At 60.4% G+C, this 18,838-nt stretch carries 19 protein-coding genes; 14 read left to right on the forward strand and 5 right to left on the reverse strand.

Annotated elements, in window-relative coordinates; all coding sequences use genetic code 11:
- Positions 1–13: 13 nt before the first annotated feature.
- Positions 14–1,633 carry a PAS-domain containing protein gene (locus CKO11_RS06400; RefSeq protein WP_223634679.1) on the reverse strand — a complete coding sequence of 540 codons (1,620 nt, stop codon included), beginning with the start codon at positions 1,631–1,633 and terminating at the stop codon, positions 14–16.
- Positions 1,634–1,719: 86 nt separating this feature from the next.
- Complete coding sequence (gene regB / locus CKO11_RS06405) at positions 1,720–3,123, reverse strand: sensor histidine kinase RegB (RefSeq protein ID WP_223634682.1); 1,404 nt, start codon at positions 3,121–3,123, stop codon at positions 1,720–1,722.
- A gap of 89 nt (positions 3,124–3,212) precedes the next feature.
- Between regB and CKO11_RS06410 the strand changes: the two genes are divergently transcribed.
- The 3 genes from CKO11_RS06410 (at position 3,213) to CKO11_RS06420 (ending at position 4,865) form a co-directional block, all read left to right on the forward strand.
- Positions 3,213–3,854, forward strand: coding sequence for an SCO family protein (locus tag CKO11_RS06410; protein WP_223634685.1), 642 nt, complete (start codon positions 3,213–3,215; stop codon positions 3,852–3,854).
- 78 nt (positions 3,855–3,932) lie between these two features.
- On the forward strand, positions 3,933–4,487 hold the full coding sequence (locus CKO11_RS06415; protein ID WP_223634688.1) for an ActR/PrrA/RegA family redox response regulator transcription factor: 555 nt from the start codon (positions 3,933–3,935) through the stop codon (positions 4,485–4,487).
- A gap of 66 nt (positions 4,488–4,553) precedes the next feature.
- Positions 4,554–4,865 (forward strand): H-NS family nucleoid-associated regulatory protein, encoded by a 312-nt coding sequence (locus CKO11_RS06420; protein ID WP_223634691.1) that lies wholly within the window; start codon positions 4,554–4,556, stop codon positions 4,863–4,865.
- A 16-nt stretch (positions 4,866–4,881) separates the two neighbouring features.
- On the opposite strand, the gene CKO11_RS06425 is transcribed toward CKO11_RS06420, so the two are convergent.
- Together CKO11_RS06425 and CKO11_RS06430 are read right to left on the reverse strand one after the other, a co-directional pair.
- Positions 4,882–5,760, reverse strand: coding sequence for a LysR family transcriptional regulator (locus CKO11_RS06425; RefSeq protein WP_223634694.1), 879 nt, complete (start codon positions 5,758–5,760; stop codon positions 4,882–4,884).
- Positions 5,761–5,937: 177 nt separating this feature from the next.
- Positions 5,938–6,528, reverse strand: a complete 591-nt coding sequence (locus CKO11_RS06430; RefSeq protein WP_223634706.1) for an HD domain-containing protein — start codon at positions 6,526–6,528, stop codon at positions 5,938–5,940.
- 120 nt (positions 6,529–6,648) lie between these two features.
- Here CKO11_RS06430 and CKO11_RS06435 point away from each other — a divergent pair, with 120 nt between their 5' ends.
- From CKO11_RS06435 to CKO11_RS06445, 3 genes are all read left to right on the forward strand, one after another.
- Positions 6,649–7,152 carry a hypothetical protein gene (locus CKO11_RS06435; protein ID WP_223634710.1) on the forward strand — a complete coding sequence of 168 codons (504 nt, stop codon included), beginning with the start codon at positions 6,649–6,651 and terminating at the stop codon, positions 7,150–7,152.
- Between the two features lie 78 nt (positions 7,153–7,230).
- Positions 7,231–8,622: an adenosylhomocysteinase gene (ahcY, locus tag CKO11_RS06440; RefSeq protein WP_223634713.1), complete on the forward strand. Its 1,392-nt coding sequence runs from the start codon at positions 7,231–7,233 to the stop codon at positions 8,620–8,622.
- 178 nt (positions 8,623–8,800) lie between these two features.
- Complete coding sequence (locus CKO11_RS06445) at positions 8,801–9,142, forward strand: DUF2853 family protein (protein ID WP_223634714.1); 342 nt, start codon at positions 8,801–8,803, stop codon at positions 9,140–9,142.
- 57 nt (positions 9,143–9,199) lie between these two features.
- Here the strand turns inward: CKO11_RS06445 and CKO11_RS06450 are convergent, their stop codons facing one another.
- Complete coding sequence (locus CKO11_RS06450) at positions 9,200–9,811, reverse strand: enoyl-CoA hydratase/isomerase family protein (RefSeq protein WP_223634716.1); 612 nt, start codon at positions 9,809–9,811, stop codon at positions 9,200–9,202.
- A 107-nt stretch (positions 9,812–9,918) separates the two neighbouring features.
- Between CKO11_RS06450 and CKO11_RS06455 the strand changes: the two genes are divergently transcribed.
- The 8 genes from CKO11_RS06455 (at position 9,919) to CKO11_RS06490 (ending at position 18,821) form a co-directional block, all read left to right on the forward strand.
- Positions 9,919–11,421 carry a DUF2125 domain-containing protein gene (locus CKO11_RS06455; RefSeq protein WP_223634718.1) on the forward strand — a complete coding sequence of 501 codons (1,503 nt, stop codon included), beginning with the start codon at positions 9,919–9,921 and terminating at the stop codon, positions 11,419–11,421.
- A gap of 62 nt (positions 11,422–11,483) precedes the next feature.
- The gene (locus CKO11_RS06460) at positions 11,484–12,830 is read left to right on the forward strand and encodes a TldD/PmbA family protein (RefSeq protein ID WP_223634720.1); all 1,347 of its coding nucleotides are present in this window, start codon (positions 11,484–11,486) and stop codon (positions 12,828–12,830) included.
- Positions 12,817–13,605 (forward strand): 3'(2'),5'-bisphosphate nucleotidase CysQ, encoded by a 789-nt coding sequence (locus CKO11_RS06465; protein ID WP_223634732.1) that lies wholly within the window; start codon positions 12,817–12,819, stop codon positions 13,603–13,605. The genes CKO11_RS06460 and CKO11_RS06465 overlap by 14 nt, the downstream gene beginning before the upstream one ends.
- Before the next feature lie 90 nt (positions 13,606–13,695).
- Positions 13,696–14,508: a transglycosylase SLT domain-containing protein gene (locus CKO11_RS06470; protein WP_223634739.1), complete on the forward strand. Its 813-nt coding sequence runs from the start codon at positions 13,696–13,698 to the stop codon at positions 14,506–14,508.
- The gene (gene flhA, locus CKO11_RS06475) at positions 14,508–16,595 is read left to right on the forward strand and encodes a flagellar biosynthesis protein FlhA (protein ID WP_223634742.1); all 2,088 of its coding nucleotides are present in this window, start codon (positions 14,508–14,510) and stop codon (positions 16,593–16,595) included. The genes CKO11_RS06470 and flhA overlap by 1 nt, the downstream gene beginning before the upstream one ends.
- The gene (locus CKO11_RS06480; RefSeq protein WP_223634745.1) at positions 16,592–17,368 is read left to right on the forward strand and encodes a flagellar biosynthetic protein FliR; all 777 of its coding nucleotides are present in this window, start codon (positions 16,592–16,594) and stop codon (positions 17,366–17,368) included. The genes flhA and CKO11_RS06480 overlap by 4 nt, the downstream gene beginning before the upstream one ends.
- Entirely contained in the window at positions 17,365–18,453 is a 1,089-nt protein-coding gene (flhB, locus tag CKO11_RS06485; RefSeq protein WP_223634748.1) for a flagellar type III secretion system protein FlhB, read from the forward strand. The genes CKO11_RS06480 and flhB overlap by 4 nt, the downstream gene beginning before the upstream one ends.
- A complete protein-coding gene (locus tag CKO11_RS06490; RefSeq protein ID WP_223634752.1) occupies positions 18,450–18,821 on the forward strand; it encodes a hypothetical protein in 372 nt (123 codons plus the stop codon). Before flhB ends, CKO11_RS06490 begins: the two co-directional genes overlap by 4 nt.
- The last annotated feature ends 17 nt before the right edge of the window (positions 18,822–18,838 follow it).

The raw sequence follows: 18,838 nt of genomic DNA on the forward strand, positions 1-18,838 counted from the left end.
GCGGCAAGCCCCCTCAGCGCAGCACAAGCTCGGCACTGTCTTGCGCGGCGGCCCGCGTCGCGCTGGGCGCGGCGATCAGCGCGGGATTGCGGGGCGTGAAGCTGGCCATCATCGCGCCACCGGCCATCGGCACGAAGCGGCAGGCAATCACCTCGCCATCGCGTTCACGGATCACCTCCCCCTCTACCAGACGCCGCTCGCCCAGCGTGGTGTTGAAGCTGCGCGCCGCAGCCCAAACTTCGGTCGGGGCGCATTGTGCCTGCCACAGCCGCACCGCCTCTTGGATCGTGCCTTGCGCCACCACATGGCGGCTGTCGACACCCCAAAGCCGGTCATAGGCGGCGTTTGAAACGGTCATCTCGCCACCGGGCTGAAACACGGCCACGGCTTCGACAAGATGATCCAGCAAATCCTGACTTTGTTCCAATTCCGTCCGGAACCGGCGCGTCAGCGTGGTTTCAGAGGAAACATCTTCGAACAAAAAGGCCACGGCACCATCGGGATGGGGCCGCCCCGTGACCCGATAGGTCTGCCCCGAGGGCAATGTCCAGGTTTCACTATGAAACCCTGTCGCCGCCGCCTGTTCCAGCTCGGTCATTTGTAACCGCCAGCTTCGGTAATCCTTGGGTTCGGGCATCATCCGCGCTTCGCGCAGCCGATCCCAAAAAGCGTAAAGCGTGGGCCGTTTGGATAGAAAATCCGGGCCAAGCTGCATCAGATCGATCAGCGCGGGATTGAACAATTGCAATTGCCGCTGCCGGTCAAAGACCGCCAGACCAATGGGCAAATCGGCAAAAGTCTTGGTCAGCGTCTGCACGAAATCACGCAGCGCCTTTTCGGCGCGCACCGTCGCATCGGCGGGCAGCGCAAAATGCAGCGTGCCACGCTCCAGAGGGTGGGAATGGCAATCGAACCATGCGTTTTTGTCTAAGCCGTTATCCCCAGCATCCTCCAGCCGCATCCGACGCGGGCCGGTGGCGCGCGCGACCGGGTCGAGGTCGAACAATCGCGGCAAAGGCCAAACCAACGCCTCGTCACTGTCGCAAAACGCCCCCGAACGCAGCACATAGGCGCGATTGGCCCAAGTGATCTGCCCGGTTTCATCTTCGCGCCAAACCAGAGCCGGCGCGCGATCCAGCGTCACCCGCAAAAGATCCAGCTCATCTTCCATGGCACGCTGTGACAGCCCATCGACCAAGATCCCGCGACCCTCGGCCTCGGGATCGATTAAGGTGATGCGCGCCAGACCGTTCACATCCTCGGCCACAAGGCGCAAAGGAGGCGACTGCCCGCTTTCGGATTTTGACAGCATCTCGATCCGACCGCGCGCCGCCAGTTGTGCGATGTTTGCGTCAAAACCCTTGAAGCGCGGGGCGAGAAAGGCTTGCAGCCGCGCCCAATCGCTCCCGGCCATCGGCGCGGCATCTAAAAGCGTGCGCGCCGGGGCCGTGGCATCGATAAGATCGTGATCGTCAAACAAAAACACAGTCTGTTCCAGCACCGGATGCACCGGGGCCGGGGCGGTTTTGCGCGCTTTGCGGGCGGTAAAAGCCGCCACAGCTAACAGCGCCAAGGCCGCAGAAACGACCGACGTCGCAGCGATCAGCATCGCCTGAAAAAAATCCATCTGCATGACTGCAGCACCTCTCGCCTGTCCCGCAGTCATAATTGATCAAGAAAGGTTAATGAGCCGTTAAATAGCCCCGGTGCGATTCACCATTAGCTTTTGATCTGCATATTTTCGCCCAGCGGCCCAGCCTCGGGGGCCAGCAAACGGCCGATATGCCAGCGCAATTCCACCACCGCCCCCGAGCGACGCGGCACCGGCGCGTTCTTTTGATACGGCTCTGTTCCGTTGGTAAAGCGCAGTTTTGCCCCTGTCCGCTCCAGCAGCGTCTTGGCGATGAACAGACCCAATCCCATGCCTTCATATTCGGGCCGCTCCATCTTGTTGGAGCCGCGGCTGGAGATGAACGGATCGCCGATGCGGTTGATCACGCTGGGCGCATAGCCCCGGCCATCGTCGCAGACCCGCACGATGATGCTGCGGTCGGTCCATTCGGCATCGACCCAGACTGTGGTCTGGGCGAAATCGACGGCATTCTGAATAAGGTTGCGCAGCGCATGCACCAGTTCGGGATAACGGTAAATCGTCGGCTGACGTTCAGAGCCTGCCACGCCCGGAACACAGTCGAAATAGATCATCTTGCCCCGGTCCATATGCGGCTCTGCGGCCTCACGCAGCACCGCCAGAAGCGGCGCGGTGCGCAGATGCACGTCATCCTTGCCCGCGCGCCCCATCGACCGCAAAATATCGCGGCAGCGGTCGGCCTGATCGCGGATCAGCACGGCGTCGTCATAAAGCTCTGGATCATCCGAAAGCTCATCGGCCAATTCAGACGACACCAGCTTGATCGTGGCCAGCGGGGTGCCCAGTTCATGCGCGGCAGCGGCCACCACGCCGCCAAGGTCGGTCAGTTTTTGTTCGCGCGACAGCGCAAGTTGCGTGGCAAAAAGCGCATCCGACATGGAATGGATTTCCTGCGCGATCCGGTGCGCATAGGCCCCAAGGAATACAACGCCGATCACGATCGCGACCCATGTTCCGAATTCGATCTGCATCGGAACGGAAATGATCGACCCGTCCTTGGTGGTCAGCGGTTCGGCCACCAGCGCGACAAGGGTGATCATCAAGATCGTCGCGCCGCCCAAAAGCAGCGTCGGGCGCAGCTTCAGCGCGGTTGCGGCAATCGTCACCGGCACAAGGATCAGCAGCGCAAACGGGTTGTTGAGCCCGCCAGTCAGCGTCAGCAAAACCGCAAGTTGGGCCGTGTCAAACAGCAAGGTCGTCGTGACCTCGGCCTGCGACAGGCGCCGCGATTCCGGGTAAAGCTTGATCGCCGCGATATTGGCCACCACCGCCGCGCCAATGGTCACAAGACACAGCGGCAGGTTAAGGTGGATATCAAAGAAGGTCTGCGCGATCACAAGCGCCGCAAGCTGGCCGAAAATCGCCGCCCAGCGCAGCAAGATCAGCGTGCGCACCCGCACCCATTCCTGATGGCTCAACGTGGCCGAAATATCGAGTTCCACCCGATCGGGCGCCCGCAGCAGATCGGCCATGACTGAAACCCTCGCCTTCCCCAAAATCCCCAGGCTCTTGATATTCCCGATGGGCTGGGCAATCAATGGGCCGCTCGAAAGGAGGCGTTATGCCGATTTCCGCGAAAACCGCTGCGGCCGGTGCCGCGCTTGCCATCGTGGCCGTTTTGGGCGGCACATGGGCGCTCACCTTGGGAAGCGGGGCCAATGATCCGTTCAAGGACTGCCGGGTTGGCGCACGCGCTGGCGCAGCGCAGATCGGCGGGCCCTTCACGCTTTTGTCGGAAACCGGCGAAACCGTGACCGACCGCGAGGTGATCACCAAGCCAAGCCTTGTCTATTTTGGCTATAGCTGGTGCCCCGATGTCTGCCCTATCGATAACACCCGCAATGCGGCCGCCGCCGATATGCTGGATGCGATGGGCTATGATGTGACACCGGTGTTCATTTCGGTCGATACGGCGCGGGACACGCCCGAAAGTCTGACCGAATACACTGATTTGATGAGCCCGAAGATGATCGGGCTGACCGGAACCGAAGCGCAGATCGATGCGGCGGTAAAGGCCTATCGGGCCTATTACAAGGTCGCCGACCCCACCGATCCGCAGACCTTGATCGATCATTCCACACAGACCTATCTGATGGATCCCGAACGCGGCTATCTGGATTTCTATGATCGCGATACGCCGCCTGAAGAAGTGGCACGCTCTGTTGCTTGCTTCATCGATACGCTGAAAACAAACGACAAATAATGCGCATCTGAGCAAGAAAAATTGACCAACGCGACAGATCGTCTTAGAACCTCACAAAAGGGTGTATAGGGAAAGACCATGGCCGAAGAAGAATTCACCGAACTGGGCAGCGATCGCACGCTTCTCTTGGTCGACGACGACAATGCCTTCCTCACCCGGCTTTCCCGCGCGATGGAGAAGCGCGGCTTTCAGACCGAAATCGCCGAAACCGTGGCCGCTGGCAAAGCCATTGTGCAAAACCGGGCCCCGGCTTTTGCGGTGATCGACCTGCGTCTGGAAGACGGCAACGGGCTGGAAGTCGTGGAAGCTTTGCGCGAACGCCGCCCCGAAGCACGGATTGTGGTGTTGACCGGATATGGCGCCATTGCCACCGCCGTTGCCGCCGTGAAGATGGGCGCGACCGATTATTTGTCGAAACCGGCGGATGCGAACGATATTTCGAACGCGCTTTTGGCAAAGGGCGAAATGCTGCCACCGCCGCCGGAAAACCCGATGAGTGCCGACCGTGTGCGGTGGGAACATATCCAGCGGGTTTACGAATTGTGCGACCGCAACGTTTCGGAAACAGCACGCCGTTTGAATATGCACCGCCGGACCTTGCAGCGGATTTTGGCCAAACGCAGCCCGCGATAGCTTTCGCATAGCTTGCATTATTCAATATAGTATTAGATATCCGCTGAAACCCCGAAGGAGGCTTCAATGGATATCGACCATCTTTCCCTGAGCGAACTGAAAGCGCTGCGCTCCAAAGTCGAAAAAGCAATCGACAGTTATGAAGAGCGCAAAAAGAAAGAAGCGCTTGCTGAACTGGAAGATGCGGCGCGCAAAATGGGCTATTCGCTGTCTGAACTGACCGCTTTGGGCGTTAAGAAAGCCCGCAAAACGGTGGCACCGAAATATGCGAACCCGGAAAACGCCTCTGAAACGTGGACTGGGCGTGGGCGCAAGCCGAAATGGGTTGAAGCCGCGTTGAATGCGGGCAAATCTCTTGAGGATCTGTTGATCAAGTAAACCCGCGCTTTGCGGATCAGGCTTCGGCCTTGAGCCAATCAATAAATGTTCTGGCCGCCGCGTTCACCGGACCCGGCGGCCGAACAATGTAATACCCCAAGCTTTCATCGCTTAATTCGTGAATTTTCACGAGCCACCCCAGATCCAGATCCTCCAAAATCAACGCTTCGGTTTCCAGATGCAGGCCGATCCCCTCGCGCGCGGCGGAAAGCGCCAATTCCTCATTCGGGAAATCAACGAATTTCAAAGCGGCCGGTTGCAGCCCGATACTTTCAAGCAATTGCATTTGTTCGGGCCAATCGCCTTCGCGGATCCAAGGCAGCATCGCCATTTCGCGCAAGGAAAGCTTTGTGCGCCCCCCCAAAAGCTCGGGTGCGGCCACCACGACCTGCGGCGCGGCGGTCAGAAAGTCGGCCTCCACGCCCCGCCATGTTCCGGTGCCAAAGCGCAAGCCGATATGGGCGCCCGCCTCGCGCAGGTCGACCACGCGCGCCTCTGGCAACAATGACAGCGCAATATCGGGGTGCTTTTTCCAAAACCGCGCCAAGCGCGGCATCAACCATTCCGAGGCAAAGGCCGGCGGCACCGTAACGGCGAGCGGCTTTTCCGCCCCATTGGCGCGCAGGTTTTCAACAGCCAACTGAAAGGCGGTGAACCCCTCGCCCAGGGCTTCGGCAAAGCGCGCACCTTCGGGGGTAAGCGCAAGATGCTTGCCATCGCGAAACAAAAGCGCCGTGCCCAGATCGGATTCCAGCGCGCGCACCTGTTGCGCAATCGCAGCGTGGGTAACGTTCAGTTTGCGCGCAGCAGCGCTAAAGCCCCCCTCGCGCGCCGTTGCTGTAAAGGCGCGCAGGGCTGTCAGCGGCGGCAGCCGTTTCCAATCGATCTCGCTCATATGTTAGCTCACCTAACAAGATGCGCAAAATTCCTGACTCGCTTTGCCCCGCGCGTCAAGGCAAAGCAAAGGCCGGAAGAACAAGGAGATCCGACATGTTCCGGATGCTTGGCGAAGTGATGCAACTGGCCATCGGCGGTTATGCGCCGCGTGCGCGCAAGGCGGGCGAATATAAATTCAACCGCTAAGCGTGGCCAAAAGCAGTTGGTAGCGCGCGGTAAACTCTGTGCGCACCTCGGCGGGCGGGCGCAGGCGAATGGCCATGCCCCGCACCAGCACCGGATCAACCTTGCCAAAGATCCGATCCGCTTCCGTTTTTGAAAAACCGGCGATCTGCTCGGCCTCAAGCCGGGCCGAAACCGTATCGGCAGCCTTGATCGCTTTCTTGATCGGGGCGGGCAGCGCGGCAGGCAGACCAAAGCGCAGATGCACCGCCGCCGTCAGCCGGGCATCCAACTCGCCATAGCCGTCACCAATCGCCGCCTTCACCGGGCTGATCATATCGCCCAACACATATTCGGGCGCGTCATGCAGAAGCGCCGCCAGCCGCCAACGCGCGCCTATGCCCGGATTCATGCGCGCGAACAACTCTTCGACCAAGATCGAATGCTCGGCCACGGAATAGGCATAATCGCCCACAGTTTGCCCATTCCAGCGCGCCACGAAAGCCAGCCCATGGGCGATATCCTCGATTTCGATATCCATTGGCGTCGGGTCCAGCAGATCCAACCTGCGCCCCGAAAGCATCCGTTGCCACGCCCGTTTCATGCCACCCTCCAAAACCTGCCCTCTGCTAGCCAAAGCGCGCCGGGCTGTAAACGGCACAGGGAACCACAAAGCTGCATCTGACGTTTCTCTTTCGACCATGCCATCGAAAGGGGGCCTTCCATGTCGATCCACAGCACAAAGATCATCGCCGCCGCGAGCCTTGTCTCGGTGACCGTGCTGGCCCCGGTGACGGTCGCCTTTTCCAGCATCGATCCCGATGAAATCAGCCGGTCCAACGCGCAGGCACGGATGACGGCACTGCCCGAGGGGATGGGCCGCCCGATGGACGATCTGGGCCCCGATATCGCTTATGGCGATCTAAGCGTCTTTGACGCGATCGAGGAAACCGGCGCCGCGCAATCGCCCGATGTGCCCTATTGCGACCGGCAACCAGCGGTCGCGGCCACGCTGTCCCATGATTTTGGCGAACATCCGCGGGTCAAATCCCCGCTGCCCGGGGAGCGCGCGGTGACGCTTTGGGCCTCTGATCTGATGGGAACCTGGACGGCAGTCTATACCCGCGCCGATGGTGTGGCCTGCGTCGTTTCCTCTGGCATTGACTGGAAAAGCAGCACGAACCCCGTCGCACTTCTGGAATCCGAAGGGTTTTTGCAGGCCGGATAAAGGCGCGACGACAGCTACATTGCTGTAAGGGTGATTGAATGGTAGACAGCGCCAACCGAAATTTAAAAGGAAGGCGTAATGGTCGATTACATCGTCAAGGATATCAAGCTGGCCGACTACGGTCGCAAGGAACTCGATATTGCCGAAACCGAAATGCCGGGCCTGATGGCTTGCCGCGAAGAATTCGGCGACAGCAAGCCGCTCAAAGGTGCCCGCATCGCCGGCTCGCTGCACATGACGATTCAAACCGCCGTGCTGATTGAAACCCTCAAGGCGCTGGGCGCGGATGTGCGCTGGGCCTCGTGCAACATCTTCTCGACCCAAGACCACGCCGCCGCTGCGATTGCTGCGGGCGGCACGCCGGTCTTTGCGGTGAAAGGCGAAAGCCTTGAGGAATACTGGTCCTACACCGACAAGATCTTCCAGTTCGAGGAAGGCACCTGCAACATGATCCTCGACGATGGCGGGGATGCGACGCTTTACATCTTGCTTGGCGCGCGCGTCGAAGCGGGGGAAACCGATCTGATCGCCACGCCCACCTCAGAAGAGGAAGTGTGCCTGTTCAACCAGATCAAAAAGCGCATGGTGGAAACCCCCGGCTGGTTCACCAAGCAGCGCGAAGCGATCAAGGGCGTTTCGGAAGAAACCACCACCGGCGTGCACCGTCTTTATGACCTGCACAAAAAAGGCCTGCTGCCCTTCCCGGCGATCAACGTAAACGACAGCGTTACCAAGTCGAAGTTCGACAACAAATATGGCTGTAAGGAATCGCTGGTCGATGGCATCCGCCGCGCCACCGATGTGATGATGGCGGGCAAAGTGGCCGTCGTCTGCGGCTATGGCGATGTGGGCAAAGGCTCGGCGGCCTCGCTTGCGGGTGCTGGCGCGCGCGTCAAAGTCACCGAAGTGGATCCGATCTGCGCGCTGCAAGCGGCGATGGATGGGTTCGAAGTCGTGACGTTGGAAGATGTGGTGTCGGATGCCGATATCTTCATCACCACCACCGGCAACAAGGACGTGATCCGCATCGAGCATATGCGCGAGATGAAGGATATGGCGATCGTCGGCAACATTGGCCACTTCGACAACGAAATCCAAGTCGCTGCGCTGAAAAACCACAAATGGACCAACATCAAGGATCAGGTGGATATGATCGAAATGCCCTCGGGCAGCCGGATCATCCTTCTGTCCGAAGGGCGTCTGTTGAACCTTGGCAACGCCACGGGCCACCCGAGCTTTGTGATGTCGGCCTCGTTCACCAACCAGGTGCTGGCGCAAATCGAGCTGTGGACCAAGGGCGAGGAATACCAACCCGGCGTCTATATCCTGCCCAAAGCGCTGGATGAAAAAGTGGCCCGCCTGCATCTGAAAAAGATCGGCGTGAAACTGTCCGAGCTGCGCCCCGATCAAGCCGAGTACATCGGCGTTAAGGTCGAAGGCCCGTATAAGCCGGAACATTACCGCTATTGATCCCAACCGGATCACAGATCGAAACGGGGCCCCAAAGGGCCCCGTTTTTCATTCTGGCGCCCTAATTTGCGCCTTTCCCTTCTGACCCTGCCAAGAATTTTCTTTGTTCACGCCCCTGCGCGGCTTAGGCTTTGCCGACCATCATCAGGGGCTCGCAACAGCGGGAAGGGAGAGAGACATGGGCAAACGGGATGAATTGATCGCGAAATATGCCGAAGACCTGAAAAGCAAATGCGGCATGGAACCGGATATGGATTTGCTGACCAAGGTCACAATCGGCTGCGGCCCGGCCATTTACGACGCCGATGCGGAAACCGTCGCAGGCACGCAAAAATCAGAGCTGGAAACCGTGCGCAAAAATTTCCTCGTCAAGAAACTTGGCCTGAAAGACGGGCCAGACCTCGACGATGCGATTGACGCGGTGATCGAAGCCTATGGCCGGTCAAATCCGCATAAATACCGCGCTGTGGTCTATTACATGCTGGTCAAGCATTTCCACAAGGAAGCCGTTTACGGCTGATACCTGCGTCCTATTCCAACGCCCGGGATCTGCCCGGGCGTTTTCGTGTTGCGGACCCTAGATCAAAACTTTGATCGAGGCGATATGCGCCGGATCGGCCACTTTAACATCGGCCACCAAGGTTTCCAGCTCCGCATCAAAGCCTTCGGGCGCAACGATCCGATCCACCAGCCCCCAAGACAGGGCTTCTTGCGCGGTGATTTTTTGCCCCGCCATCAGGATCATTTTCGCACGCGACGGCCCAACCAGATTGGCCAAACGCTTCGGATCAGAGGGCTGCGGCAGGAAGCCAAGCTTCATCACCGGATAGAAGATTTTCGCCTCGGGCACCGCGATGCGCAGATCGCAGGCCACCGCCATGCCGATCGCGCCCCCCGCCAGCGTGCCATTCAGCGCCGCAATCGTCAGGCAATGCAAAGAGGAAATCGCCCCAGAGAGCTTTTCCCAAACCCAATCGGTTGCCAAACCCGCGCGCGCCTCATCCAGATCGGCGCCTGCGGAAAACACTTTGCCGTTACCACGCAAGATGAAGGCATGCGCATCGGCACGTTCGGCGGCTTCGGCCGCCTCAATGATTTGCACCAACATCTCGCGGGTTAGCGAATTGGCCTTCTCGGGGCGGTCGATCGTTACCGTCCAGATGCCCTCGGACTGTTTCACATGGATCATCGCACTCTCCTCGATTGCCTGCTCTCTCCTAGCAAGCCCTTATCCCCTTGACCATTGCCAACGCGCGACCGAGGATGCGCCAATCCGTTTTCCACAAGAGGTCCCTTATGGCACGGCTCCGGTCCGCTGGCACCACGGCATTCTTCACCCTTCTTCTAAGCACCACGGCCCTGCGCGCGGATGTCACGCCCGAGCAGGTCTGGGAAAGCTGGCAAAAGCAATATGCATCCTATGGTTTTGAGGTTAGCCCCGGCAGCGTCGCGCGTGAAGGCGACACGCTCGCAATCCGCGATGTGACCTTTACCTCTGAGATGGCGGCGGATGACGGCCCCGAAAGCGCGACGACGGTTCTTAATGTCCCCGCGCTGATGCTGCGCGATCAGGGCGATGGCACGGTCAAAGCCTCGGTCGAGGGGGACATCACCGGCACCAATATCGCGCAGACGCCGCAAGGGCCGGAAACTGCCCAGATCATCATTCGCAAAACCGGAGCAACGGCGGTGGTGTCTGGCACGCCCGAGGCGATGTCCTACCTTGTGGATGCGCCCGCGATTTCGCTTGAAGTGATGACAGAGGCCAGCACGGCCAATGCCGAGCCGGTCGCGCTTGCAATGCAGATGACCGGCCTTGCCGGCACTCAGCAAGTGACCGCCGATGCCGCCGGCCAAGCGATGAAAACCGATCTTAAGGCCACTGGGCTGACGCTGCATATGACCGGAACCGACCCGGAAGAAGGCACCGATGTGCAGGCCGATGTGTCTGTCACCGATCTGGCGATCCGGGGCGAGAATGTGATGCCCGAAGGCGCTGACACCACCGAAATGGGCGCGGCCATTGGTATGGGTCTGCGCACCGATATGACCATCAGCTATGGCGGCGCGACCTATGCGATGGAAGCCGTGACCGAAGACGGGCCGGTTAATATTTCGGGCACATCACAAGGCGGGCAGACAGCCGTCGCGCTGGGTAGCGACGCGTTCCGCTATATGGTTGCGGGCGAAGGCACCTCGCTTTCGGTGCAAACCGCGCAATTCCCGATGCCGGTTTCGGCGCAGATCGAACGCAGCGAGATCGACCTTGCCCTGCCGCTTTCGGCCACGCCCGACGCCCAACCCGTCACCGCCAAGATCGTGCTCGACGGGCTGACCGTGTCCGACCAGCTTTGGGCCATGTTCGACCCGCAAGGCCATCTGGGCCACGGCCCCGCCACGCTGGTGGTTGATTTGAGCGGGAAGGCCAAAGCTTTGATGGATCTGTATTCGCCCGAAGCGGCGCAATCGCCGGTGCCGCCGATCGAAATGGAAAGCCTTGATGTGAACAAGCTGCAACTGACCGTCGCGGGCGCGGATCTGAGCGGCAAAGGCGCACTGACCTTTGACAATTCGATGGGTATGCCAATGCCGATTGGCGCGATCGACCTGCAATTGTCGGGCGCGAACAAGCTGATGGATGGGCTCGTCGCGATGGGGATGATGCCGCAAGATCAGGTGATGTTCGCCAAGATGATGATGGGCCTTTACGCGGTGCCCAAAGGCGAAGACCTGATGACCTCGACCATCGAGTTCAAGGAAGGCGGGCGCATTTTCGCCAACGGCCAGCCGATCCAGTAACGTAGCGCCCCTATTCCCAAGCCGCCCGATCGACACCGGGCGGCTTTTCACTTGAGGATCCCATGCCCCCAATCCTGTCCGACCTGACCCAAGCTTTGCTCGATGCCGCCAAAACGGCGGGGGCCGAGGCCGCCGATGCACTGGCGGTCGACGGCCGCGCGGTGGCGATTGATGTGCGCGGCGGCGCGCTGGAGCAGGCCGAACGCTCCGAAGGCGTGGAAATTGGCCTGCGGGTGCTGATGGGCGGGCGGCAGGCCTGCGTTGCCGCGTCTGACATTTCCGCGCGCACCATGGCGGATATGGCGGAACGCGCCGTGGCGATGGCGCGTGAGGCGCCGAATGATCCCTATGCCGGGCTCGCCGATCCCGCGCAATTTGCGACGGATTGGGACATTGCGGCCTATGAAATTGCTGATCCCAGCGCAGAGCCTGCCCCCGCCGCACTGGAAGACGATGCCCGAGGCGCCGAAAGTGCCGCCTTGGCCGTCGCTGGTGTGGCACAGGTGCAATCGGCCTCGGCCTCTTGGTCCGGGCGCAGGGTGCATTTTGCCAATTCCAACGGTTTTTCCGGCGGGTATGAGCGTACTTCGCGCTCTGTCTCGGCGGTGGCCATCTCGGGCGAAGGCAGCGGGATGGAGCGCGACTGGGCTGCGGAATCGCGCGTTTTTCAAGCCGATTTGCCCGCAGCCGAAACCATCGGGCGCTTGGCGGGCGAACGTGCCGTGGCCCGTGCGAACCCGCGCCGTCCGAAAACCGGCGCCTATCCGGTGCTGGTCGATGAACGTGTCGCCTCCAGCCTGATCGGGCATTTGCTGTCCGCGATCAACGGCACGGCGATTGCGCGTGGCGCCTCGTGGTTGCGCGATGGGCTGGGCACGCAGGTTTTGCCCAAAGAGCTGAGCCTGATCGAAGACCCGTTCCGCCCACGCGTGTCGGGCTCGCGCCCGTTTGATGCCGAGGGTCTGCCGACGCGACGCCGGGCAATTGTGGAAAACGGGATTTTGACGGGTTGGACACTGGATCTGGCCACGGCGCGCAAACTGGGCATGGAAAGCACGGCCAGCGCTTCACGTGGAACAACATCGGCCCCCAGCCCGACCACCGGCAATGTGGCGCTGACGCAAGGCACACGCACGCGCGAGGATTTGCTGCGCGACATGGGCACCGGGTTGCTGATCACCTCGTTCATCGGTGCGACGATCAACCCGACAACCGGGGATTATTCACGCGGGGCCAATGGCTTTTGGGTAGAGGGCGGGGAAATCCGCTATCCGGTGAATGAATGCACCGTGGCGGGCAACCTGCATGAAATGCTGCGCGCCATCACCCCCGCGAATGACGCCCGGACGCATTTAAGCCATGTTGTGCCCTCGCTCTTGCTGGAGGGATTGACCCTTGCCGGGGCCTGATTTCAACGCCGATCTGGCGCTTTTGACCGAGGCTGCACGGGCCGCCGGGGCGCTGGCGCTGCGGTATTGGAAGCGCGCCCCCACGGCATGGGAAAAGGACTGCGGTGCCGGACCGGTCTCCGAGGCCGATCTGGCGGTGAACGACCTTTTGGCCGAGATTTTGCGCGACGCGCGCCCAGATTACGGTTGGCTATCCGAAGAAAGCCAAGATGACCCGTCCCGACTGTCGACCAAACGGCTGTTCGTGGTTGACCCGATTGATGGCACGCGCGCCTTTTTGGCCAATGAGCCGGGCTTTGCCCATGCGATTGCGGTGGTCGAGGCGGGCAAGGTTGTGGCGGGGGTCGTGCATCTGCCCGCGCTGCACCAAACCTATGCCGCCACCCGCACGGGCCCTGCGCTTCTGGATGGCCAACCTATCCAGACCGGAGCAACCCAAGACCTTGATAACAGTTCACTTTTGACCGTGCGCGCGGTGGATGAGCCGTTTCATTGGCGCGGTCCGCGCCCCAGCTACAAACGCAGCTTTCGCCCCTCGCTTGCATGGCGTCTTTGCCTTGTTGCTGAGGGCCGTTTCGATGCCAGCCTGTCGTTGCGCCAAGCGTGGGAATGGGATGTGGCCGCGGCAAGCCTGATTGCCGAGCGCGCGGGCGCCATCACCACCGACCGGACGGGCGCGCCCTTGTGTTTCAACACCCCCTCGGCACGGGCCGACGGGCTGTTGGTGGCAAACCCCGTTTTGCACCAAAAATACCTTGAAGCGCTGCGGCCTTAACCCCCGAATTCGGGGCGTTGATTACCGGTTATAAACCTTCTTTGCCTAGGTTCACCCTCAGCAAGAACTGCTGATCGAAGGGTGAAGCCCATGCCAAAAGTTTGGCTTTTATCATTATTTTCCATGCTTTGCGTGGGGTTCACGGCGCTGCCCTTGGCTGCGTCCGACTCGGCAACCACAATTTCGGCCACCTGTGAACGAGTCGCCGAAGAAGCCGCAAGACGCAGCGGCGTGCCGGTCTCTGTTCTTAAGGCGATTTCGCTGACCGAAACCGGCAAACGGATCGAGGGCAAACTGCGCCCTTGGCCTTGGACCGTGAACATGGAAGGCGCCGGGCATTGGTTCGACACGCTTGATGAAGCGCGCGCCTATGTATTCAAGGAATTCAAGCGCGGGGCGCGCAGCTTCGACGTGGGCTGCTTTCAGATCAATTACAAATGGCACAACCAGCATTTTACCTCGATCGATGAGATGTTCGACCCGCTTTCGAACGCGCTTTATGCCGCGAAATTCCTGACCGAGCTTTATAACGAAAAAGGCTCGTGGAATGGCGCGGCGGGGGCCTATCATTCGCGCACCAAGGAATATGCAGACCGCTATACCGCCCGTTTTGCCGAATTGCGCCAGCGCTTTTTGGCCGCCGATGGCGCGATGGAGGCGGTGGCGCTGAACGATGTCAGCCTTCAACAGCCGCTGCCGCAAATGCAACAACCCGCGACAGGCGATATTCCGGAAATACCCGATATCGTCGCGGCTTTGAACGGCCCCGCCGCGCCGCAAAGACCGCCGCGTGTGAACAATTATCCGCTGCTGCAACGCTCTGGCACCGTGTCGCCGCCCTTGGGGGCGGCACCGGGCGCGAGCCTTTTTGCCATGTCGCTGAACAAAGGTGAGGGCAACTAATGCCGAAACTGACGTTGCAAACGATCTTCCAGCCCACGATCCTGTTGGCGTTGGCGCTGATGGCGGTGATCGTGATGATGATCATGCCGGTGCCAAGCTGGGTGCTGGATGTGGGCTTGGCGGTGTCTTTCGCCCTTGCCATCCTGATCTTTACCGTCACCCTGTTCATCGAGCGTCCGCTCGATTTTTCTGCCTTTCCGACGGTGCTTCTGGCCTCGCTGATGCTGCGGCTGTCGCTGAACGTCACCTCGACCAAGCTGATCGTCGGCCAAGGTCATACCGGCACCGGCGCGGCGGGCGAGGTGATCGAAGGCTTTGCCAATTTCATCATGGGTGGCTCGGTGATGATCGGGCTGGTCGTCTTTACGGTTATCTTGATCGTCAACTTCATCGTGATCACCAAAGGCGCGGGCCGGATGGCCGAAGTGGGCGCGCGCTTTGCCCTGGACGCGATGCCGGGCAAACAGCTTGCCATCGACAGCGATATGAATGCGGGCGCCATCGATCATGCCGAGGCCCGGGCGCGGCGCGAAAAGGAACAGGCGGAAACGACCTTCTTCGGCTCACTCGATGGTGCATCGAAGTTTGTTAAGGGCGATGCCATTGCCGGACTTTTGATCACGCTTCTGAACCTGATCGTCGGGCTGATCATCGGTTCTGTCGTGCATGGAATGCCACTTGATCGCGCCTTGGAAACCTATGCGATCCTGACCGTTGGCGACGGCCTTGTAAGCCAGATCCCCGCCGTGATCATTTCCATCGGGTCGGCGATCTTGCTGTCGCGCGGTGGGGCGAAAGGCTCCACCGATGCGGCGCTGTTTGAGCAGCTTTCGCGCTATCCCTCGGCGCTGATGACCGTTGGCATCTTGATGGCGCTTTTCGCGCTGGTGCCGGGCCTGCCCTTCCTGCCCTTCATGTTCGGCGCCAGCGTCTTGATTGGCACATCCATCATGGTGCAGCGAAGCACCGCCAAGAAGGCCGCACGCGAGGCGATGAAAATGCCCGCCCCGGCCGAGGAAAAGAAAAAGAAATCGATCGGCGATGTGCTGGATATCGACGATATCCATGTCGAGTTTTCGCCCGACCTTGTGGCGATGGCGCTTGATCCGGCGACCGGGCTGGATGCGCGCATTTCCAACATGCGCAACCATGTGGCGGCAAGCTACGGGCTGATTTTGCCCGAAATCCGCCTGACCGATGATTCCACGCTGGAGCCGGGGTGCTACCGCATCCGCATTCAGGGTGTGGAACAGGCCAAAGACCGGCTGTTCCCCGAACAGGTGCTGGCGCTGATTTCGGACAACCGCGATTTCCTGCCCGAAGGCAAAGATGTGCGCGAACCGGTCTATGGCGCGCCCGCGCGCTGGCTTCCCGCTTCGCAACAAGAAGATGCCGCGCTGGCGGGATCGACCGTGGTCAGCCCGACCGAGGTTCTGGCCACCCACCTTTTGGAGGTGATCAAACGCAACTTTGGCCGCTTGATGACCCTACGCGCGCTGCGCCGCCTGCTGGAAGAGGTGTGCAACCTGTCCGATCCGGTGCGCGCCGATGCCAACCGGCGCCTGCTGGACGAATTGATCCCCGACAAAGTGCCGACCGATCTGTTGCTGGCGGTGCTGCGGCTGCTACTAGAGGAGCGGGTGTCGATCCGCAACCTGATGGTGATTGTCGAGGCGATTGCCGAGGTGCGCGGCATGAACTCGCCCGAAGCGATCTGCGAACATGTGCGCCAACGTCTCGGCTTCCAACTGGTCGCCGAATTCCGCCGCGAAGATGGCACCTTGCCGCTTTTGCAACTGGCACCGGAATGGGAAGATACTTTCTCTTCCTATCAGATCGCGGGCGAGCGCGGCCAAACCGATGTTGCCCTGCCGCCCGATAAGTTCAACCGGCTGGCCAATAACGTGGCCGAACGGGTGGCCCGCGCCGGGGAATCGGGGATTTTCCCCGCCATCGTTACCTCGACCCGGCGGCGGCGGTTCCTCAAGACCGTGCTGGGGGCCAAGGGGATCGCGGCGCCGGTGCTCAGCTTTGAAGAAATCGGGCTGGATGCGAAACCCTCGATGGTGGGGGTGGTGCCCGCATGAACCCGCTTTATGCAGAGCTGCTTCAATCGGTTCAGGGGCTTCTCTGGACCGGTTTCATCGTTTTCCTGCGTGTTGGCGGGGCGATGCTGGTGCTGCCTGCCTTTGGTGAAATGCTGGTGCCGGTGCGGGTGAAACTGGTGCTGACGCTGGCCTTCACGCTGATCGTTCTGCCCGGCGCAATGCCCTATATCACCCGCCCCGAGCCGGGCCTGCCCACCCCGGTCTGGCTGTTTGCCGAAACCTTGATCGGCTTGGCAATTGGCATGTCGATGCGGCTGTTCGTTTTGTGCCTGCAAATCGCTGGCATGATGGCGGCGCAGTCTGTTTCTTTGTCACAACTGTTCGGCGGCACAACCGGTGAGCCGCAGCCGGCGGTGGGTCAGCTTTTGGTGCTGGCCGGGCTCGCTGTGGCGGTGAATATGGGTCTGCATATCCGCGTGACCGAGATTTTCATCGGCTCTTATCAAGCTTTTCCACCCGGTGTCTTTCCCGATGCCAATCTGATCCGACAATGGGAGCTTAGTGGCGTCGCCCGGGCCTTTTCTTTGGGCTTTTCGATTGCCGCGCCTTTGGTGATTGGCGGGCTGATCTATAACATCGCGCTGGGGGCTATCAACAAAGCCATGCCGCAATTGATGGTGGCCTTTGTCGGTGCCCCCGCGCTGACGCTTGGCGGGCTTGCGCTTTTGATGATCGCCATGCCCAGCGGGCTGATTGTGTGGCATGATGCCTTTGTCACCTTCCTGTCCAACCCGTTTGAGGTGCGCCTATGAGCGAAGACAGCGACGAATCAAAGGAATTCGACCCAACACCCCACAAGATCGAAGAAGCCCGACGAAAGGGTGACATCGTCAAATCGACCGAGGTCACGGTGGCTGCGGTCTATGCGGGGTTTGTGGTCACCGCGCTGGCCTTTGGGGTCTATTCGCTCACGAGCTTCGGCACTTGGGCCAGTGTCTTGCTAGATCAGGCAGACACGATTTCAGCGCAAATCCTGGGCGGCGGACCCACGGTCGCGGGCGGGATTTTCTTTCAATTGCTGCTATCGGTCGGACCTTGGGTCGTTTTGCCGGCTGCAGCGGTGATTGTTGCGCTGGTGGCGCAGCGCGCGATCGTTGTGGCACCCGACAAACTGATGCCGAAACTCAACCGCATCGACCCGATCCACAACGCCAAGCAGAAATTCGGCCGCTCAGGCCTGTTCGAATTTGCCAAAAGCTTCGTCAAGCTTTTGATCATCTCGGTCATTCTGGGCTATTTCATGCTGCGCGAATTACCGATCATGCTGATGACGCAGCAATTCGAAGCCCCGCTTGTTGCCGGGGAATTCTTGCAGATGATCGTCGAATTTCTGCTGCTGATGCTGCTTTTGGCGGGCGTGATCGGCGCCATCGACTACCTGTGGCAACGCGCCGAATTCATGCGCCGCAACCGGATGAGCCGCAAAGAACTCACCGATGAGATGAAGCAATCCGAAGGGGACCCTCATATCAAGGCGCAGCGTCGGCAAAAGGCCATTGAAATTGCCACCAGCCAGATGGTGTCCGACGCTGCGAACGCCGATGTCGTGATCGTCAACCCGACCCACTATGCGGTCGCGCTGAAATGGGAACGTGGCGCGAAACGCGCGCCGGTCTGCGTGGCCAAGGGTGTCGATGAAATTGCTGCGCGTATCCGCGAAGTGGCCGCTGAAAACGCGGTGCCGATCCATTCGGACCCGCCAACGGCGCGCGCACTGCATGCCAGCGTTGAAGTGGGCGAGGAAATCCGGCCCGAGCATTACCGCCCGGTTGCCGCCGCAATCCGCTTTGCCGAAAACATGCGCCGCCGCGCCAAGGAAAGAGGGGGCCGTAGATGAGCCACAAACGGCTGACCGCGCTGACCGATCTGGCATCGATGGTCCGCGACCGCGAAATGGCAGAATTGGCCAAGCTGACCCATGCGCGCCAGCGGCTTGAAGCCGAACGCACGCGGCTGGGCGAACAGGCCAAAGCCGCGCGGCTGGAAGGTCAGGAAAACTTGATGCTGGCGCGATCGGCCGAGCAGTTTAGCGCCTGGAGCCGCGGACGCGAGAAACAGATCACCGATCTGATCGCGGAAATGCAGGCCCCGATTGATGCGCAAAAGGCTCGTACCGCCAAAGCGGTGGGCCGACATGACAACCTTGGCAAGATTGCCAGCACGCTGAAAGCCGCGGCGGTGAAGAAGGCCAATAACAAAATATGACTATTATTGGCCATTTA

This window comes from Rhodobacter sp. TJ_12, assembly GCF_020023995.1.
Lineage (GTDB): Bacteria > Pseudomonadota > Alphaproteobacteria > Rhodobacterales > Rhodobacteraceae > Rhodobacter.

Bases quoted from the DNA above. Each gene is read 5' to 3' on its own strand.
- CKO11_RS06460 (WP_223634720.1), top strand. From the start codon at position 11,484: ATGCCCCCAATCCTGTCCGACCTGACCCAAGCTTTGCTCGATGCCGCC.
- CKO11_RS06400 (WP_223634679.1), bottom strand. From the start codon at position 1,633: ATGCAGATGGATTTTTTTCAGGCGATGCTGATCGCTGCGACGTCGGTC.
- CKO11_RS06480 (WP_223634745.1), top strand. From the start codon at position 16,592: ATGAACCCGCTTTATGCAGAGCTGCTTCAATCGGTTCAGGGGCTTCTC.
- CKO11_RS06445 (WP_223634714.1), top strand. From the start codon at position 8,801: ATGGGCAAACGGGATGAATTGATCGCGAAATATGCCGAAGACCTGAAA.
- CKO11_RS06420 (WP_223634691.1), top strand. From the start codon at position 4,554: ATGGATATCGACCATCTTTCCCTGAGCGAACTGAAAGCGCTGCGCTCC.
- ahcY (WP_223634713.1), top strand. From the start codon at position 7,231: ATGGTCGATTACATCGTCAAGGATATCAAGCTGGCCGACTACGGTCGC.
- CKO11_RS06410 (WP_223634685.1), top strand. From the start codon at position 3,213: ATGCCGATTTCCGCGAAAACCGCTGCGGCCGGTGCCGCGCTTGCCATC.
- CKO11_RS06455 (WP_223634718.1), top strand. From the start codon at position 9,919: ATGGCACGGCTCCGGTCCGCTGGCACCACGGCATTCTTCACCCTTCTT.
- CKO11_RS06450 (WP_223634716.1), bottom strand. From the start codon at position 9,811: ATGATCCATGTGAAACAGTCCGAGGGCATCTGGACGGTAACGATCGAC.
- CKO11_RS06470 (WP_223634739.1), top strand. From the start codon at position 13,696: ATGCCAAAAGTTTGGCTTTTATCATTATTTTCCATGCTTTGCGTGGGG.
- flhB (WP_223634748.1), top strand. From the start codon at position 17,365: ATGAGCGAAGACAGCGACGAATCAAAGGAATTCGACCCAACACCCCAC.
- flhA (WP_223634742.1), top strand. From the start codon at position 14,508: ATGCCGAAACTGACGTTGCAAACGATCTTCCAGCCCACGATCCTGTTG.
- CKO11_RS06430 (WP_223634706.1), bottom strand. From the start codon at position 6,528: ATGAAACGGGCGTGGCAACGGATGCTTTCGGGGCGCAGGTTGGATCTG.
- CKO11_RS06490 (WP_223634752.1), top strand. From the start codon at position 18,450: ATGAGCCACAAACGGCTGACCGCGCTGACCGATCTGGCATCGATGGTC.
- CKO11_RS06435 (WP_223634710.1), top strand. From the start codon at position 6,649: ATGTCGATCCACAGCACAAAGATCATCGCCGCCGCGAGCCTTGTCTCG.
- regB (WP_223634682.1), bottom strand. From the start codon at position 3,123: ATGGCCGATCTGCTGCGGGCGCCCGATCGGGTGGAACTCGATATTTCG.
- CKO11_RS06425 (WP_223634694.1), bottom strand. From the start codon at position 5,760: ATGAGCGAGATCGATTGGAAACGGCTGCCGCCGCTGACAGCCCTGCGC.
- CKO11_RS06415 (WP_223634688.1), top strand. From the start codon at position 3,933: ATGGCCGAAGAAGAATTCACCGAACTGGGCAGCGATCGCACGCTTCTC.